Raw genomic sequence first — 16,826 nt, 5'->3', positions numbered from 1 at the left:
AGCGGGCCGTGTGCGGGGTGCCGCGCCGCGTGGGGCGCCGCTGGCACGGCCGGCGGTGAGCGGCGAGCGGTCAGCGCGGTCAGCGCGGTGACCGGCCCGGCCGTCCGCCCGCGATCCCAGGCCCCCGCTCCCAGGGGGCGAGCCGGGCCCGGACCGGCGCCGTCGGCCGGACCGGGTTCATCCCCAGTTCCGCCTCCAGCGCGGCGAGCCGGGCCCGCACCGGCGGCGTCGGGCGGACCGACGCGAGCGCCCGCCAGACGTCGAGGTCCTCCTCGCCCCACGGCGCGTGCGCCCAGTCGGTCAGCAGGTCCGGATCGCGGCGGGCGACCAGCGCCGTCCGCAGGCCGTCGGCGAGGCGCTCCCTGAGCCGGGCGACCGCCGGCGCCTGCGAGGCGGGCAGCAGCGGACCCGCGTACGCCGCCGCGGCCGCCGCGACCGCTCCCGCCTCGAGCCGTCGCTCCACCACGGCCACGTCCGACCCCACCGGCACGGTGAGCCGGTAGGGGCGGGACGCGAGCATGCCGGGGCCGAGCACCCGGCGCAGCCGGGCCAGCTCGGCCCGCAGCGTCACCGGCGTGACCGACTCGTCCTCGTACAGCGCGCACAGCAGCTCGTCGCCGGTCAGGCCCTCCGGGTGGCGGGAGAGCAGGACCATGATCTCGCTGTGGCGGCGGCTCAGCCGGATCCTGCGGCCGTCCACCGTGAGGTGGGCCTGGTCGCGGCCCAGGGCCGTCAGTTCCGGCCCGTCGACGGCCGGGCCCCGCGCAGGCAGCAGGGCCAGGTGGGACTCCGCGGCCCGCGCCACCGCCTGGACGAAGCCGAGGCTGTGCGGGTGGGCGAGCCCGTCGCCGCCGGTGATGTCCACCGCGCCGAGGACCCGCCCGGTGCGCGGATCGTGCACCGGCGCCGCCGCGCACGTCCAGGGCTGCACCCGCCGGATGAAGTGCTCGGCCGCGAACACCTGGACCGGCCGGTCCAGCGCGACGGCCGTGCCCGGCGCGTTGGTCCCGACCGCGGACTCGGCCCAGCGCGCACCCGGTACGAAGTTCATCCGCCCGGCCTTCTGCCGCGTCGCCGGATGCCCCTCGACCCACAGCAGCCGGCCGTGCGCGTCGCACACCGCGAGCAGGTGCTCCCCGTCGGCGGCGAACGTGCCGAGGAGTTCACGGAACAGCGGCATCACCGGCGCCAGCGGGTGCTCCGCCCGGTAGGCGCCGAGGTCGCCGTCCATCAGCTCCACGCTCGCGGTGCCGTCGGGCCCGACCCCGGCGCGCGCGGAACGCCGCCACGAGTCGGCCACCACCGGGCGCACCGGTCGCGGCACCGTGCCCACCGCGGTGAACGTCTCGTGGGCGCGGCGCAGCAGGCGTACACGTTCGGCAGGGTCGGCCCCCGGCTCCAGGGCCACCCACGGATCGGTCAACTCGGCCTCCCGGACGGAGATGCGGCTGGGGACATCGTCACTCCGGGTGTGCGCGCGGACAACCTCTTCGACAGCGGTCGCCCGCGGATGCGTGAACCGGGCTCGGGCGGGGCCGGTCGTCAGGCGAAGTTGACGAGTCTTATGTAGCGGACCCAGTCCCAGTTCGGTCCGGGATCGGTGTGGTCCGTGCCCGGCACCTCGTGGTGGCCGATGATGTGGGCTCGGTCCTTGGGGATGCGGTACTTGTCGCAGACGGCCGCGGTCAGCCTGGCGGACTGCTCGTACAGGGCGTTGGTGAAGTAGGCCGGCTGGTCCACCCAGCCCTCGTGCTCGATGCCGATGCTGCGGGTGTTGTAGGTCCAGTTGCCCGCGTGCCAGGCGATGTCCGCCTCGCGGACGCACTGGGCGACGTGTCCGTCGGCGGACCGGACGACGTAGTGCGCGGACACCGCCTTCAGCGGGTCCCGGAAGATGGCCAGGGTGTCGGCGTACGTCTCCTGGGTGACGTGGATGAGGACCCGGTCGACGGCGTAGGTGGTGGGACGGCTGGACACCGTGTAGTTGGAGCTGCCGGCCGGCTGCCACTCGGCGGGCGGGTAGTCGTCGGACTGGGGCAGCGCTCCGGCCCCGGGGGCGGGGAGTAACGCGTAGGGCACGGCGGCGAGGGCTGCGCCCTTCAGGAACCGCCGTCTCCCGGCGGAGTGCTGGGCCCGGTCCATGGCGTGGCCTTTCCGTGGAGGTGGGTGGTCGTCGTTCGGCAGCGCCCGGGGCGGCGAGCGGCAGCCGTACTGCGCGGTCGTAGGTGCGGTCCGCGGTGAGTCTCGCGCACGGGCGGTGGCTCCTCGTGGAGCCTGGCCACGCGCACGCAGGACATGTCGCACGTGTTGGCCAACGCCGGCTCGCAGGGGAACCCCTGACAGGTCGTCGAGGTGGACACGTCCGCCTCCGTCCCGGCTCGGCCGGTTCCGAGACGGCGGCTGCGCCCCGCGTGCATCACGGTACGGCGCCCGGGCACCGGGCAGAAGAGTGCGGCGGGGTCCGGTGGACGACCGTGCGGTGGTGGACAACTCCGCCACCCGGGCGGGTGAAGTGCCGTGGAGGTCAGGCCCGTTCGGCCACGGCCGCCGGATCGTCCAGCACCGCGCGCACCACCGAGTGCGCGGCCCCCAGGAGCGGGCCCTCGGGTCCCAGACGGGAGACGGCGACCGGGCAGGCGGGGCCCGCGGTGCGCCGGGCCAGCTCGGCCTCCAGCGACGGCAGGAGCCAGGGCGCCAGCCGGGACAGCGCACCGCCCAGCACGACGGTTTCGGGGTCGAGCAGGTTCACCGCCCCGGTCAGCGCGACCCCGAGCGCCGTACCGGCGTCGCGCAGGGCGCGCCGCACGGCGTCGTCGCCCGCGGCGGCGCGTGCGGCCAGCAGTGCCACCCGGTCCTCGCCCGGCTCCAGGCCGGCCGCCCGCAGCACGGCCTCCTCACCCGCGTACTGCTCCAGGCATCCGCGACCGCCGCACGGGCAGGCGGGCCCGTCCGGCTCGACCGGCACATGCCCCAGCTCGCCCGCGAAGCCGCGCGTTCCGCGCAGCAGCCGCCCGTCCACCACGACCGCCGCACCGATGCCGATCTCCGCCGACACGTGCAGGAAGTCGCGCGGCGTGCCGTCGCCGAGCCAGAGCTCGGCGAGTCCGCCGAAGTTGGCCTCGTTGTCCACGGTCAGCGGGAACTCGGTGGGCAGCAGGGCCCCGAGGTCGACGTCGTGCCAGCCGAGGTTGGGTGCGCTCACCACCGTCCTGCCGTCCCGCGCGATCAGGCCGGGCACGGCCAGGGCGAGTCCCGCCGCCCACAGGCCCTGCTGCTCGGCGTCGGCGACCACCTCGCGTATGAGCGCGGTGAGCTGCCGGGTCACCGGTTCGGGAGCACGGTCCCGGTTCGTGCCGTGGCGCACGGCCCGCGCCCGCACCCGCCCGCGCAGGTCGACCACGCAGGCCGTGAGATGGTCCACGCCGACCTCGGCGCCGATCCCGGCCGGGCCGCGCCCGCTGACGGCGAGGGCCGATCCCGGCCGGCCCACCCGGCCGGGGCGCTCGGGTCCGAGCTCCTCCAGCAGACCTGAGCGGATGAGCTCGTCGACGAGGGTCGACACCGCCGCCCGGGTCAGGCCGATGCGCGAGGCGACCGCGGCCCGGGACAGCGGTCCCTCGGCGCTGACGGTGTGCAGGACGCGGCCGAGGTTGCGGCGGCGCATGCCCTGCTGGTTGTCGGGCAGCGCGCGCCCGCGACCGGTGGCCGCGCGGGCCTCGTGCAGCGGTGCGGTCATGCCCTCCGTCCGTCCTCGGTCGGTGTCGCCGGCGGATGTCCGGCCGGCCCTTCGTCAGTGGGTGTCCGTGCCCCGCTCCAGCAGCGGGGCCGCGTCGGAGAGTACCCCGGCGATCCTGGCCAGCGCCGCCTCGTCCCGCTCCGCCGCCTCCAGCACCGGCCCCTCGGCCGTCTTCCACCGCCGGGCGACCGCGGCCGGGTCCTCGCCGGTCAGCAGGCCGGCCGCCTGCGCCGCGGCGCCGAGGGCGACCAGTTCCCTGGCCGCCGGCACCTGGACCGGCCGTCCCGACAGCCGCCGCACGGTCTGCTGCCACGCCGTGCCGCGGGCACCGCCGCCGATGAGCAGCAGGGGCGTGCTGCGGTCGGCCTCCTGGTCCGGGACCAGGTCCAGTGCGCCGAGCAGGGAGTGGACGGCGCCGTCGTACGCGGCCTGGAGGAGCTGGCCCGCCGTCGTGTCGTGGCGCAGTCCGTGCAGCAGGCCGGAGGCGTGCGGCAGGTTCGGGGTGCGTTCGCCGTCCAGGTAGGGGAGCAGCGTGACGGTGGTGCCGGGTTCGACGGCGTCCCGGTCCAGGCCCAGCAGCGCCGCCACGCGGTCGACGGCGAGGGTGCAGTTCAGTGTGCAGGCCAGGGGCAGCCAGTCGCCGCGCGCGTCGGCGAAGCCGGCGACCGTGCCGGAGGGGTCGGCGGGGCGGTGCGTGGACACCGCGTAGACCGTGCCCGACGTGCCGAGGCTCAGCACGGGCGTCCCGGGGCGCAGGCCGAGGCCGAGTGCCGCCGCGGCGTTGTCCCCGGTGCCGGGGGCGACCAGCGTCCCCTTCGAGAAGGGCAGGTCGTGGCTGTCCCGCACGGTGCCCGCCACCTCGCCCGGGCGCACCACCCGGGGCAGCAGCGAGGGGTCGAGACCCACACGGCCGAGTATCTCCTCGTCGTACTCCTCCGTCGCCGACGCCCACCAGCCCGTTCCCGAGGCATCCCCGCGGTCGGTGGTGCCGAGGCCCGTCAGCCGCTCGGTGAGGTAGTCGTGCGGAAGCCGTACGGCCGCCGTGGCACGCACGGCCTCCGGCTCGTTCTCCGCCAGCCAGGCCCACTTCGTCACCGTGAAGGACGCGCCGGGCACGCTGCCGGTGCGCTCCGCCCAGGCCTTCGGCCCGCCCAGTTCGTCGACCAGACGGCGTGCCTGCGGAGCCGAGCGCACGTCGTTCCACAGCAGGGCGGGCCGTACGGGCTCACCGGCGGCGTCCAGGGCGACGAGCCCGTGCTGCTGGCCGCCGATCGACACGGCGGCGGCCTCGTGCGCCGCGTCGCCGCACCGGTGCAGCGCCTCGCACAAGGCGTCCCACCACTGCCGCGGGTCACTCTCGCGGCCGGCTCCCGAGGTGACGCTGTGCGGCGCCTGGCCGCTCGCCACGACCCGTCCGGTGGCCGCGTCGACGACGAGCGCCTTGGTGGACTGGGTGGACGAGTCCACACCGACGACGAGCGGACCCTCGGCTGCTGACATCGGCTCTCCCTCTTCCGCGGCTCGCGGGTTCTGACCTGGCGTTCTACGGCGTCCGGCGTCGGGCGTCCGGCGCGCGGCCCCGGTCGGGGGGCATCTTGTCCCTTCCCAGGGAAGTGTGCGCATACTAATTTGTAAACTGCCATGACGAAATAGTCGTACCCAGCAAGGAGCCGCAGCATGAGCTACCAGCCCACCCCCGTGGACAGGTTCACCTTCGGCCTGTGGACCGTCGGCTGGCAGGGACGGGACCCGTTCGGCGACGCCACGCGCCGCGCCCTCGACCCGGTCGAGACGGTGCAGCGCCTGGCCGAACTCGGAGCCCACGGCGTCACCTTCCACGACGACGACCTGATCCCCTTCGGGTCCTCCGACACCGAGCGCGAGTCGCACATCAAGCGCTTCCGCCAGGCGCTCGACGCCACCGGCATGACCGTGCCGATGGCCACCACCAACCTCTTCACACACCCCGTCTTCAAGGACGGCGCGTTCACCGCCAACGACCGCGACGTGCGCCGCTACGCCCTGCGCAAGACGATCCGCAACATCGACCTCGCCGCCGAGCTGGGGGCGAGGACGTACGTGGCCTGGGGCGGCCGCGAGGGAGCCGAGTCGGGCGCCGCCAAGGACGTGCGCGCCGCCCTGGACCGGATGAAGGAGGCCTTCGACCTCCTCGGCGAGTACGTCATCTCCCAGGGCTACGACCTGCGCTTCGCCATCGAGCCCAAGCCCAACGAGCCGCGCGGCGACATCCTGCTGCCCACCGTCGGCCACGCGCTGGCGTTCATCGAGCGCCTGGAGCGCCCCGAGCTGTACGGCGTCAACCCGGAGGTCGGCCACGAGCAGATGGCCGGGCTGAACTTCCCGCACGGCATCGCCCAGGCCCTGTGGGCGGGCAAGCTCTTCCACATCGACCTCAACGGCCAGTCCGGCATCAAGTACGACCAGGACCTGCGCTTCGGCGCCGGCGACCTGCGGGCCGCCTTCTGGCTGGTCGACCTGCTGGAGAGCGCCGGTTACGAGGGGCCTCGCCACTTCGACTTCAAGCCGCCGCGGACCGAGGACCTGGACGGCGTGTGGGCGTCGGCGGCCGGCTGCATGCGCAACTACCTCATCCTCAAGGAGCGCGCGGCCGCCTTCCGCGCCGACCCGGAGGTCCAGGAGGCCCTGCGCGCCGCCCGGCTGGACGAGCTGGCGCAGCCCACCGCGGCGGACGGCCTGCAGGCACTGCTGGCGGACCGCACGGCCTTCGAGGACTTCGACGTCGACGCGGCCGCCGCGCGCGGCATGGCCTTCGAGCGGCTCGACCAGCTCGCGATGGACCACCTGCTGGCGGCGCGCGGCTGAACCCGCCCCAGGACGCACGCAGCGCGCGTGCCGGGCCCGGTTCCGGCCCGCGCGCTTGCGCGTCCCGCGCGGCCCGGCACACGCGCGTGCGGGGTTCTCACCCGTCCGGCCCGTGCGCGGGCCGGACGTCGCGTCGCACCCGTAGGGGCGCGTCCCAGGGGCGGATCAGGGTCGCCGCCAGGAACCGCGGGAAGCCCGGACCCGTTCTCACGACAAGAGAGCGGCAGAGCGGCCGCTGAGGAGGCGACAGATGTCGAACAACGCGAAGATCGCCGCGGGAGGTGTGGCGGTCGGACTCGTCCTGCTGATCTGGCTGCCCTGGTGGGCCGCCCTGCTGATAGTCCTGGGCGTCCCGGCCGCCGCCTACCTCGCACTGGACCCCTCGCAGCGGCGCAGGCTGCGCCGCGTCACCCGCAAGGAGCTGGGCCGCTGAGGGGCTAGCGCCCCGCAGCGTCGCCCTTCAGGGAACAGGAGTCGACCACGTCGCCGTCCGCGGGCCTGGCGACGGTCCGGTCCGCGGGCGGGCGCACGCCCCGCTCCACCCAGGCCACGAGCGCGTCGAACGCCGACCGGTAGCACGGCAGGATCGGCCGCAACCGGTCCGGATACGCGTCGTACAGCCCGTCGACGTGTGTGCCGCCCTCGATCGTGTAGAAGCGGTGGAACCGGCCCCGTCCCCGGGCGTCGATCATGCGCGCGTACACGTCCGAGTCCGCCGCCTTCGGCAGCAGCGTGTCCAGGTCACCGTGCAGCGTGATCAGGGGCCTGCCGATCCGGCCGGTGAGCGCCACGCGGGCCACGGCACGGTGCACCGACGCCGGACGGGCCGCGTAGTCGTACGCCGAGTCCGAGGAGCAGGGGGCGAGGATCTGCTCCACCGTCGTCCCCGCGGAGGCACCGGGACAGTCCGGGTCGTACCCCGGGTCGAACTCGGCGCGGTAGATCTTCTGCGTGACGCCCCAGTACGCGTGCTCGTGGTACGGCCACAGGAACTCGGAGCCGGGCGCGAAGCCCGCGGCGTACATGTCCTCGTCGGTCGCCGAGCCGAGCGTCCGGGCGACCGCCGTGGGCAGCGAGGTCAGCAGGTTCGGCCCGTCGGCGGTCCACAGGGCGCCCTCCCAGTCCACGCCGCCGTCGTACAGCTCCGGGTGGTGCTCCAGCTGCCAGCGCGTGAGGTAGCCGCCGTTGGAGATCCCGGTCATGTACGTCCGGCGCGGGGCGTGGCCGTAGTGCCGGGCGACCACGCGCCGGGCCGCCCGCGTCAGCTCGGTGGTCCGCGCGTTCCACTCGGCGACGGCGTCACCGGGCCGGCTGCCGTCGCGGTAGAAGTCGGTCCCGCTGTTGCCCTTGTCCGTGGCGGCGTAGGCGTACCCGCGTGCCAGCACCTGGTCCGAGATCGCCTTGTCCGTGGCGTACTGCTTGCGCGTGCCGGGGGCCCCGGTGACCACCAGACCGCCGTTCCAGTGGTCCGGGAGCCGGATCACGAACTGGGCGTCGTGGCGCCAGCCGTGCGTGCTGTTGAACCGCGAGGAGTCGGGGAAGTAGCCGTCGATCTGCGTCCCGGGCACCCCCGACGGCGTCCGGGTCGCCCCGGCGGTGAGCCCCGCCTGGTCGGCGAGGTCCGTGTACGGGGTGCCGGCGAGCCCCGTGGTGGTCAGGTCGGCCAGGCAGGCGCTCTGCTGGAAGGCCGCGCCCGGCACTTCGGGGACCGCCCGCCGCAGGCAGGCGGGGGCGGCGCCGTCGGGCGCGGCACCGGCGGTCGACGGCCAGAGGGCGGCGGCCGTCACGAGGGTGGCGGCCAGCAGGGGAACACTGCGGGACAGGCGCATGGAGCCTCCGGAGCGCGATGGGGCGGCAGGGGAGCACGGGCCGGTGGAGCCCGGAACCGCCCCATCGTGCGGGTCGGCGCCCTGGTCCTCCATGGGCCTGCACCACACCGGGAGTCCGCACGAGATGGTGACTCGCTACATGCACGGACGAGACGTTCCCCGCCGGGCGCCGCTCGGCCGGTCGGAGCCCGCCCGAGCCGTGGCCGCCGCGAGCGGGCGGCGGCGTACGACGGGGTGGTCACCCGTCGGCCGGGCGCACGGACCGCAGCGCACCGCTCAGCTGGGACGCACCGCCAGCTTGTCGAGGGCTTCAAGCAGGCCGGGCAGCTCCGGGCCCCGGCCGACCGGCAGCACCTCACCGGGTTCCTCGTCCAGGAGCACGAAGGCGATGTCGTCGGTGCGGGCCACCAGCGACCAGCCGGGGCCGTCGGCCCGCAGGGTCCGCGCGTCGCCCGGGGCGAACGAGGAGCGGACGCGTCCCAGCGGCGGAGGCGAGTCCACGTACGAGCGGGCCTCCGCCAGGACGCGCCGCACGCTGCTGCGCCTGCCGGGGACCTCTCCGCCGGGCTCCTCCGGCGAACCGCCGCCTTTCGGCGAACCCTCGCCTTCCGGGGAACCCTTGCCTTCCGGGGAACCGCCGCCTTCCGTCGAACCCTTGCCTTCGGGCGAACCGTCCCCTGCCGGACCGTCGCCCTTCGCAGTCGCCTCGTCCCGTGCCGCGAAGGCCGTGTCGTCGATCTGTTCGCGCCACATCGCCCACTGCAGCGCGATCTCGTCGGCGCCCAGCCGCCGCTGGGCCGGACCCCAGACGGTGGTGTCCGGCGGCGACAGCGGAGGCCCGTCCGCGACCTCCGGTCCGGGATCGTGCGGGGCGGGCACACCGGGAGCCGCGACGGCGACCGCCAGGGGCCAGCCCGGCAGGGCCGCGACGACCGACCGCTCGTCGGGCGAGAGGTCGTACTCCATGCCGCAGTCCCAGGACGCGATCGCCACGGCGACCAGGGAGACGTCGTCGACCACGACCGTCCACCGGGCACCGTCGCCGTCCTGGCCGAGCACCAGCCCGTACCCGTCGGCGCGCGGTGCCAGGCCGAGCGCGGCACAGGCCTCCGGATAGTCGTCGCCGAGCACACTCGGGAACTGCGCCGGCGTCAGCAGCACCGCCGTGAGCACATAGAGCGCATCGTCCGCGGCGGCGACGGCGTCCTCTTCCGTCCCGGCCATCCCAGCCTCCCCATCGGTTCGTCCAACGGCGCGCACCCTAGTGCGGGCGCGACGCGGTTGTCACGACCGCTGCACCATGCGGACCTGCGGTTATCCGCCTGGACGGGGACGAAACGACGTTGGCCGGCCGGGCTCAGGCCGCTGGGAGCCCGAGCAGCTCGCGTGCCACCGCCTGCGGCGACCGGCCCCCCTCCCGCGCCAGCGCGACCACGGCGCGGGACGCCAGTTCGTTCACCCCGAAGGACAGGGCCTCCGGCGACACCCAGGACGCGGCCTCGTCCATCCGGTCCTGGTCGTCCTCCGCGCAGGCCGACACATAGGCGGCAGCGGCCTCGAAGAGGTTGTGCGGACGGACGTTCCGGCCACCGCCGCTCCCCGGGCGGGACGTGACGACTCTGACGAAGGACTCACGGATCCTGCCGAACATGCGGACCACCTCTCACCCTGCGTGCCGTCCGGTGCCGATCGTGCATGTGCTGCTACTCAACGTAGAGTTGGAGTTCCGGCGGCAGAAGGGGGACAGCGCGGTGAAGCGGTTCGAGCGGCTGGAGGCGATCCGCCGGCTGGACCCGGTGGCGGACGCGTCGCGGATCTACCGGCTCTCCACGGCCTACGAGTTCCCCTGGGACCACACCCGTGCCCTGGAGCTGGCCCTCTACCGCACCTACGCCGTGCCGAGCATCGGCCGGCTGCTCGCCGAGACGGCGGAACTGACCGACCGTTCGCAGAAGCGCTACGACGACACCGCGCTGCTGCTCGACGCCGTCGTCGAGCACGGCTTCGACAGCGACCACGGCCGCACCGCGATCCGCCGCATCAACCAGATGCACCGCAGCTACGACATCAGCAACGACGACATGCGCTACGTGCTCTGCACGTTCGTGGTCGTGCCCAAGCGGTGGATCGACGCCTACGGATGGCGCAGACTGTCCCGGCACGAGATCGTGGCGTCGGCCGTCCACTACCGCACACTCGGGCGGCACATGGGCATCCGGGACATCCCCGAGACCTACGAGGAGTTCGAGGCGCACCTCGACGCCTACGAGAGCTCTCACTTCGGCTGGGACGAGCAGGCCCGGCGGGTCTCCGACGCCACGCTCGATCTCACGGCCTCCTGGTACCCGCGTCCTTTGGCGCCCGTCGTGCGCACCGCGGTCCTCGCCCTGCTCGACGAGCCGCTGCTGAAGGCCTTCCGCTACGAGCCCCCTCCCGCCCGCACCCGGGCGCTGGTGCGCCGCGTGGTGAGGGCCCGGGGCCGTGTCGTGCGCCTGCTGCCGCCACGGCGGGCTCCGCACTTCGCACGCCAGAACAGGGAGATCAAGAGCTACCCGGACGGCTGCACACTGGCCGACCTCGGCACCCGGCCCGTCCCCGGCGTCCGGGGCTGCCCCGTGCGGCACGTCATGAACGCTGCCGGGGAGAGCCCCGAGTGACCCGGATGGCGTGCGCCGGCTGAGTGCCGCCCCGTGGCCCCTCGCCGGCGGAGCCGGGGGATGCGCCCGTCGGCCTCACCGGGACCGGTGGGTCCCGCACCGCTCCGGTCAGCCCTCGCGTACGGCCAGCGCCAGGAAGCGGGCGTCCTCGTCGGCGTACGAGGTCATGCGCCAGCCCGACTCCGACAGCAGCGGGCGCAGGTTGGGCTCCGTGCGCAGATCCCCGGGCGTCAGGCGGCGGCCCTGGCGCGCGGCGAGCGCGGCCCGGCCGACGGGGTGGAACAGCGCCAGTGTGCCGCCCGGACGCACCACGCGGGCCAACTCGCGCAGGTTCTGGGAGGGCTGCGGCAGGTGTGAGACGAGTCCCGCGGCGAACACCGCGTCCAGTGACTCCGCCTGCAGCGGCAGCGCACCGACGTCGGCGAGCAGCAGCCACCCGTCCCGGTCCCGTCCGGCCCGCACCGCGGCCTCCAGCATGGCCGGAGTCAGGTCGGCTGCCACGACGACTCCCGCCGGGCCGACGGCGGCGCGCAACGGCGGCAGGGCGCGTCCCGTTCCGCAGCCGGCGTCCAGTACGCGGTCGCCCTCCCGCAGCCCCATCTCCGCGACCGCCGCCGCGAAGGCGGGGCCGTCGTCCGGAAACCGGCTGTCCCAGTCGGCCGCGCGGGCGGTGAAGAACTCCTGGACGTGTTCGCGCTCGTCGCTCATGTCCCGCATGATCCCGCACCGCACCGACAGGGGCGGGGCGAAGCCCGTACCGCACGCGCGGAGCCCGTACCGCACGCGCGGAGCGCGCACCGCACGCGCCTACGCCCGCCCCGTCCGTCACGTCGCCGGTCCGTGTGGGAGGACGGGACGGGCACCGGGCACGCCGTCAGCCGACGACGGCCCTCTGCGCCAGCACCTTGTCGATCGTGACGCGGACGAGCAGTTCGCCCGGCACGCCGTTGCGCGCGCCGAACTCCTCGGCGCGCTCCTCGCCCATGTAGCGGGCGGCGATGCGCGTGGCCCAGTGCCGGAGGTCGTCGACGTCCTCCGAGAGCTGGGCGCGGCCCCGCAGCACCACGAAGTCGAACGGCGGCCGGTCGTCGTCGACGCACAGCGCGACCCGGCCGTCACGGGCCAGGTTGCGCCCCTTCACGCTCTCCTTGCCGGTGTTGAACACCACGTCGTCGCCGTCGAGCACGAACCAGATCGGTGCCACGTGCGGACTTCCGTCGGCCCGGACGATGGACAGCTTTCCGGTGCGGGTGCCGTGCGAGACGAACGCCCGCCATTCCTCGTCGGTCATCTTCTGTGCCATGTCCCCATCCTCCTTGCCGCGGCACCGGTCGTGGGGAAGGCTGGCGGCAGATCCTCCGGCCAGGGGGGAAGACCGTCACACGGGGAGACCGCTTCATGGCGCAGAACCAGAAACTCGGCTGGCTGCTCGACGACCTGACCGAACGGGTGGAACACGTACGGCACGCGCTGGTCCTGTCCAACGACGGACTGGTGACGGGGGCGAGCACAGGACTGCGCCGTGAGGACGCGGAGCACCTCGCGGCGGTCTCGTCCGGGCTGCACAGCCTCGCCCGGGGGTCGGGCCGCCACTTCGGTGCGGGCAGGGTGCGCCAGACGATGGTCGAGTTCGACGACGCGGTGCTGTTCGTCACGGCGGCGGGCACCGGCAGCTGCCTGTGCGTCCTCAGCGGCGCCGAGGCGGACATAGGCCAGATCGGCTACGAGATGACCCTGCTGGTCAACCGGGTCGGGGAGCACCTGGACGTGGACGCCCGCCGGCCCGGAGAGACCCCGGCCACGGGCCTCTGAGCTGCGGTTTCGTCCCCTTTCGTGGAGTTGTCCACGGGCTCGTCGCGATGCGTGCCGGCCGGGCTACGGTGTGTTCCGGGCGGACGCACTCGGCGCGAGCCGCACATACTCCACGGGGGAGACGACCATGGCCGGCAACAGCATCACCCGGCAGACCGCGTTCGCGGCGGAACAGCCCGCTCCCGCGGCTCCGCGGGCAGCGCCCTTGACACTCGGTCGCGCCGCACGGGAACTGCGCCTCGAACGGAACGCCTTCCACCTGGCCGTTCTGCTCGGCCTCGTCGCCACCGCGCTCGACGGGGGAGGCAACCGCCGTGTCGACCTGGCCGAGGTGGAGCGGCTGCGCGGGGAGCCGGGCTTCCCGGCATCCCTGCTCGAACGGGTCGAGACGGTCGGCACCAAGGAGGGTGCGGCCCTCCTCGAGGTGACGACGGCTCGCTTCACCCGGCTGGCCCGGCTGGGCGCCGTGGTGCCCATCGCGTTCCGTCTGAACCGGTACCGGGCCGTGGTGTGGCGGTACCTGGCCGACGACCTGCGGCAGTTCGCGGCCGACGCCCAGCGCGCTCCGCTCCTTGGCGAGCCCCTGCCGGAGGGACTGCGTGACCAGCTGGACGCGGGGCTGGACCTGCGGCCACGCAACTGGCGCGGGCGGCGCACGGATCTGCTGCTCCGGCAGGCCGACGACCCGTGGGAGCGGGCGGCCGTGGTGGCGGCGCTGCTCGGTCAGGCCCAGGTCGCCGAGCTCGTCCAGGACCCGGACGAACGCGCTCACCTCCATCGGTTCCGGCCGCTGCCGTGCCCCCAGGGCGCGCCGCGGACGCCCGCCGCCCGGCTCACCGCACACATCATGACCGCGGCCGATCCCGACGAGATCGAACTGCTGCGGAGCGATCTGGAGCGGGCACTGGCCAAGGCGCGCGCCCACCGCCCCGCACCGCCCCGGCGCCGCGCGCCACTCGCCGCCCCACGGGACCGGACCACACAGCCCGCGGGGAGCCGGGGGCGCCGAGCCGGCACGCGGTCACCCCGAAGGACGCGGTCCGGGCGGGGCGCACGGCCCCGGCACGGCGCCGGCCCGTTCCGCCCGAACGTGGTCGAACCGTCCGAGCGGCCCGAGGTGCCCGCCTCGGCGCGCTCGACCTACCGGGCATACAGATGCTGCAGACCCTCCTCGACGCCGCGCGAATCCACGGCACCGAGGTGCGCCTCGCGCCCCGTGGCGGTCCCGGCGTACTGGGACGGCCCCGTCTTCATGAAGGAGCCGGACGTGGCCGCTCTCCTGGAGGCGCAGGCCGACCATGGTCGGCCGCTGGGTCAGCTGCCTCTGACTTGAGGAGCCGCGTTCGGGCATCGCGGACTGGGGCGCTTGCCCAGGCGTGGGAGCCTGCGCCAACACCGAGGGCGTAGCGACCGCGCCCGGCTGATCCGAGAGCGGTCTGATCAAGCCTGGGCCGGAGCTGCAGTGCCCACGGCCGCGCCGCGGGCTCGGTCGGCTCGCTGTGCCTGCTGTATGCGCCACCCGTACCGGGTGATGCCGCGCGGCTTGTAGACCGACAAGGCCGTATTCGTGAGCAGGACAACGACGGCGGCCGCGGCGTCGAACACGAGCTGCACCCGCATCCCGCCGAGGTCGGAGGCGGACAGGCTTGTCAGCGCGGCAGCCTCCGCCACGTGGTCGACCACCTGCATGTGCAGCACGAGCAGGAACGTGGCGAGGACGGTCAGCGCGAGCTTCGCCAGCACCCAGTAGTGGCGGAACAACCCCCAGGTGGTGCCGAGGGACTGGACCAGCCCGGTCAGCAGCGAGGCGAACGCCAGCGGGACGATCACGTACCAGCCCGTGACCTCCACGGCGAGATACGCCCCCCGCACCCTCTGGGGGTCCTTGCCGGTCAGTCCGACGACGGCGAGGACGAGAAAGGCGGCGACTGAGCCGAGCCAGCCGACCGAGCAGGCGACATGCGCGGTGAGCACGGGTTTGCGGAGGGCGGGCGGCATCGCCATCAGTGGCCGCCGTGCATGCCGGCCCCCATAGCACCGGTCAGGTGCAGGACGAGGAACAGCACGAGCAAGGCCAACGCCACGGCGCCGGACGCCTTCACCCAGCGCGGGGCAGCGGGGGGTGTGGCGCGGTCGGGCCCTGCACTCTGGCTCGATTCGGACGGTGCACCGGTCATGCGGGCTCCCTCTAACGGGACGGCACGGGCCACGGGCCCTCTTCCAGGTCGCAACTCTTATCGAGACAGAGTGTCTACGTCAAGTCGTGTTGTCTCGGCACCGTCGCCCCGTACACTGATCCGGTGCCAAAGCTGTGGAACGAGACCATCGAGGAGCACCGCCGCGCCGTGCGGGACGCCGTGCTGAAGACCACGGCGGCGCTCGTGGCCGAGCAGGGACTGCGGGGCGTGACGATGTCGCGGATCGCCGAGGGCAGCGGCATCGGGCGGGCCACGCTGTACAAGTACTTCCCGGACGTCGAGTCGATCATGGTGGCGTGGCACGAGCAGCAGATCGCCGGTCACCTCGCCGAACTTGCCGGACTCGGGGAGCGCCCAGGTCCCCCGGGTGAGCGGCTGGAGGCGGTGCTGGAACGCTACGCGTTCATCCAGCAGCAGCGGCACGGCCATGGCGCAGAGCTGTCCGCCGTCCTGCACCGGGGTGACCATGTGGCGCACGCCGAGCAACATTTGCGCCACTTCGTCCAGGGGGTGCTGGCCGAGGGAGTCCAGACGGGCGAGGTCCGGGAGGACGTCTCGCCGGACGAGCTGGCGGGCTATTGTCTGCACGCCCTCGCCGGAGCCGGAGCGCTGTCGTCCAAGGCTGCGGTGCGGCGGCTCGTCGCGGTGACCCTGGCTGGCCTACGTCCCCAGGGCTGACGTCCCATCGCTGTACCGGGCGCCCGGCCCTGGGGATCGGCTCCGCCTCACGTTCGTCAGTGTCCGCCGCTTGATTCGACGGCGAGGCGCTTGCGGAAGGTCTTGCCGCCGTCCTTCGACTCGTACACGCCGTCCTGGGTGGCGGCCAGGACGTGTTCGGCGCCGACCGCGGTGAGCGCCTGGGGTCGGCCGCCCGGCACGGTGGAGACCTTCTTCCAGGTGGTGCCACCGTCGTTGCTGCGGCTCAGGACGCCGGCAGGGTCGATGCCGTAGAGGGCATCCGCGGTCTTCCAGGAGAGGAAGGCCAGCACCGGCTCCTTGCCCTTGGGGAACGCCCTACCGCCGTCGGTGCTGCGCGCGATGCCCTTAGCGGTGGTGGCGAGGATGAGGCCGGGGTCGTTCGGGCTGACCGCGATGTCCAGCGCCTCAAGACTTGCCCCGTCCTTCCAGGTGGTGCCGTCCTTGGTGGTGCGCAGCAGGGCGTTGGTGGCGTCGTAGCCGTAGACCGTGCCGTGCGCGTGGTCCAGCGCGTGGAAGTCGGACTCGCCGGACAGAGACAGCGACGTCCAGGTCTTACCGGCGTCGGTGCTCTTGATCAGCCCCTTGTTGCCGCCGGAGGTGGGGTGGCCGCTGGCGTAGAAGGTCTCGTCTTGGGCCACCGTGAAGCCCATGAAGTCGTCCTTGCTGTCGCCGACGAGCTGAGGATGGCCGCTGGCGTCGGGGGTGTAGACGCCCTCGTGGGTGGCGACATACAGGCGCTGGTCGGAGGCGGTCAGACCGAGGCCGTGGATGTGGCTCACCGTTGTTGCGGAGGCTGCGGAGGAGTCCGCGCCGTCTTGGCCGTCCGAACAGGCAGCCAGGGTCAGGGCGAGAGTCAGGGCAGCCGCTGTCGCGGCGGCATGGCGCTTGTGCATGATTCCTCGGTCGGAGTCATCGGGCGCGCGACGGCGCGAAAGCCTGAGAAGACCGCGAGGGTGCGGTCGACGGGAGAAGTGCGGGGGCCGGGCCCGGGCCGTCCGGCCTCCACGGCGAACGCGCCGTGGAGGCCAACGCCCGGATGAAGAACTGGAAG

17 protein-coding genes are annotated in these 16,826 nt (G+C 74.0%); 6 read left to right on the top strand and 11 right to left on the bottom strand.

The features are described from left to right. Positions 1-79 precede the first annotated feature (79 nt). From ABZ920_RS28680 to xylB, 4 genes are all read right to left on the bottom strand, one after another. Positions 80-1,423, bottom strand: coding sequence for a GAF domain-containing protein (locus tag ABZ920_RS28680; RefSeq protein ID WP_361511114.1), 1,344 nt, complete (start codon positions 1,421-1,423; stop codon positions 80-82). A gap of 119 nt (positions 1,424-1,542) precedes the next feature. Next, positions 1,543-2,142, bottom strand: a complete 600-nt coding sequence (locus tag ABZ920_RS28675; RefSeq protein ID WP_361511111.1) for an N-acetylmuramoyl-L-alanine amidase — start codon at positions 2,140-2,142, stop codon at positions 1,543-1,545. A gap of 382 nt (positions 2,143-2,524) precedes the next feature. Beyond that, the gene (locus tag ABZ920_RS28670) at positions 2,525-3,736 is read right to left on the bottom strand and encodes an ROK family transcriptional regulator (protein WP_361511108.1); all 1,212 of its coding nucleotides are present in this window, start codon (positions 3,734-3,736) and stop codon (positions 2,525-2,527) included. A gap of 54 nt (positions 3,737-3,790) precedes the next feature. Then, positions 3,791-5,236, bottom strand: coding sequence for a xylulokinase (gene xylB, locus ABZ920_RS28665; protein WP_361511105.1), 1,446 nt, complete (start codon positions 5,234-5,236; stop codon positions 3,791-3,793). Between the two features lie 177 nt (positions 5,237-5,413). Between xylB and xylA the strand changes: the two genes are divergently transcribed. Together xylA and ABZ920_RS28655 are read left to right on the top strand one after the other, a co-directional pair. Continuing rightward, the gene (gene xylA / locus ABZ920_RS28660; protein WP_361511102.1) at positions 5,414-6,580 is read left to right on the top strand and encodes a xylose isomerase; all 1,167 of its coding nucleotides are present in this window, start codon (positions 5,414-5,416) and stop codon (positions 6,578-6,580) included. 250 nt (positions 6,581-6,830) lie between these two features. After that, positions 6,831-7,013, top strand: coding sequence for a hypothetical protein (locus ABZ920_RS28655; RefSeq protein WP_361511099.1), 183 nt, complete (start codon positions 6,831-6,833; stop codon positions 7,011-7,013). 4 nt (positions 7,014-7,017) lie between these two features. Here the strand turns inward: ABZ920_RS28655 and ABZ920_RS28650 are convergent, their stop codons facing one another. From ABZ920_RS28650 to ABZ920_RS28640, 3 genes are all read right to left on the bottom strand, one after another. After that, positions 7,018-8,409 (bottom strand): tannase/feruloyl esterase family alpha/beta hydrolase, encoded by a 1,392-nt coding sequence (locus ABZ920_RS28650; protein WP_361511096.1) that lies wholly within the window; start codon positions 8,407-8,409, stop codon positions 7,018-7,020. Between the two features lie 276 nt (positions 8,410-8,685). Next, entirely contained in the window at positions 8,686-9,633 is a 948-nt protein-coding gene (locus tag ABZ920_RS28645; protein ID WP_361511094.1) for a hypothetical protein, read from the bottom strand. A gap of 133 nt (positions 9,634-9,766) precedes the next feature. Continuing rightward, positions 9,767-10,060 carry a hypothetical protein gene (locus tag ABZ920_RS28640; RefSeq protein ID WP_361511091.1) on the bottom strand — a complete coding sequence of 98 codons (294 nt, stop codon included), beginning with the start codon at positions 10,058-10,060 and terminating at the stop codon, positions 9,767-9,769. Positions 10,061-10,160: 100 nt separating this feature from the next. Here ABZ920_RS28640 and ABZ920_RS28635 point away from each other — a divergent pair, with 100 nt between their 5' ends. Further along, a complete protein-coding gene (locus ABZ920_RS28635; RefSeq protein ID WP_361511155.1) occupies positions 10,161-11,066 on the top strand; it encodes an oxygenase MpaB family protein in 906 nt (301 codons plus the stop codon). 108 nt (positions 11,067-11,174) lie between these two features. Here the strand turns inward: ABZ920_RS28635 and ABZ920_RS28630 are convergent, their stop codons facing one another. Then, positions 11,175-11,774: a methyltransferase domain-containing protein gene (locus ABZ920_RS28630; protein ID WP_361511089.1), complete on the bottom strand. Its 600-nt coding sequence runs from the start codon at positions 11,772-11,774 to the stop codon at positions 11,175-11,177. Between the two features lie 166 nt (positions 11,775-11,940). Further along, complete coding sequence (locus ABZ920_RS28625) at positions 11,941-12,369, bottom strand: PPOX class F420-dependent oxidoreductase (protein ID WP_361511086.1); 429 nt, start codon at positions 12,367-12,369, stop codon at positions 11,941-11,943. Positions 12,370-12,464: 95 nt separating this feature from the next. Between ABZ920_RS28625 and ABZ920_RS28620 the strand changes: the two genes are divergently transcribed. Further along, on the top strand, positions 12,465-12,878 hold the full coding sequence (locus ABZ920_RS28620; RefSeq protein WP_361511083.1) for a roadblock/LC7 domain-containing protein: 414 nt from the start codon (positions 12,465-12,467) through the stop codon (positions 12,876-12,878). A gap of 127 nt (positions 12,879-13,005) precedes the next feature. Continuing rightward, positions 13,006-14,211 (top strand): DUF6397 family protein, encoded by a 1,206-nt coding sequence (locus ABZ920_RS28615; protein ID WP_361511081.1) that lies wholly within the window; start codon positions 13,006-13,008, stop codon positions 14,209-14,211. A 107-nt stretch (positions 14,212-14,318) separates the two neighbouring features. Here the strand turns inward: ABZ920_RS28615 and ABZ920_RS28610 are convergent, their stop codons facing one another. Further along, complete coding sequence (locus ABZ920_RS28610) at positions 14,319-14,876, bottom strand: hypothetical protein (protein ID WP_361511078.1); 558 nt, start codon at positions 14,874-14,876, stop codon at positions 14,319-14,321. 302 nt (positions 14,877-15,178) lie between these two features. Between ABZ920_RS28610 and ABZ920_RS28605 the strand changes: the two genes are divergently transcribed. Further along, positions 15,179-15,754 (top strand): TetR/AcrR family transcriptional regulator, encoded by a 576-nt coding sequence (locus ABZ920_RS28605; protein ID WP_361511075.1) that lies wholly within the window; start codon positions 15,179-15,181, stop codon positions 15,752-15,754. A 56-nt stretch (positions 15,755-15,810) separates the two neighbouring features. On the opposite strand, the gene ABZ920_RS28600 is transcribed toward ABZ920_RS28605, so the two are convergent. Then, a complete protein-coding gene (locus ABZ920_RS28600; RefSeq protein ID WP_361511072.1) occupies positions 15,811-16,668 on the bottom strand; it encodes a F510_1955 family glycosylhydrolase in 858 nt (285 codons plus the stop codon). Between the last annotated feature and the right edge of the window lie 158 nt (positions 16,669-16,826).

This window comes from Streptomyces sp. NPDC046831, from assembly GCF_040645305.1.
Taxonomy (GTDB): Bacteria; Actinomycetota; Actinomycetes; order Streptomycetales; family Streptomycetaceae; genus Streptomyces.
Note: the sequence above shows the minus strand (reverse complement) of the source record. Positions and strands in the feature narration are given on the sequence as shown.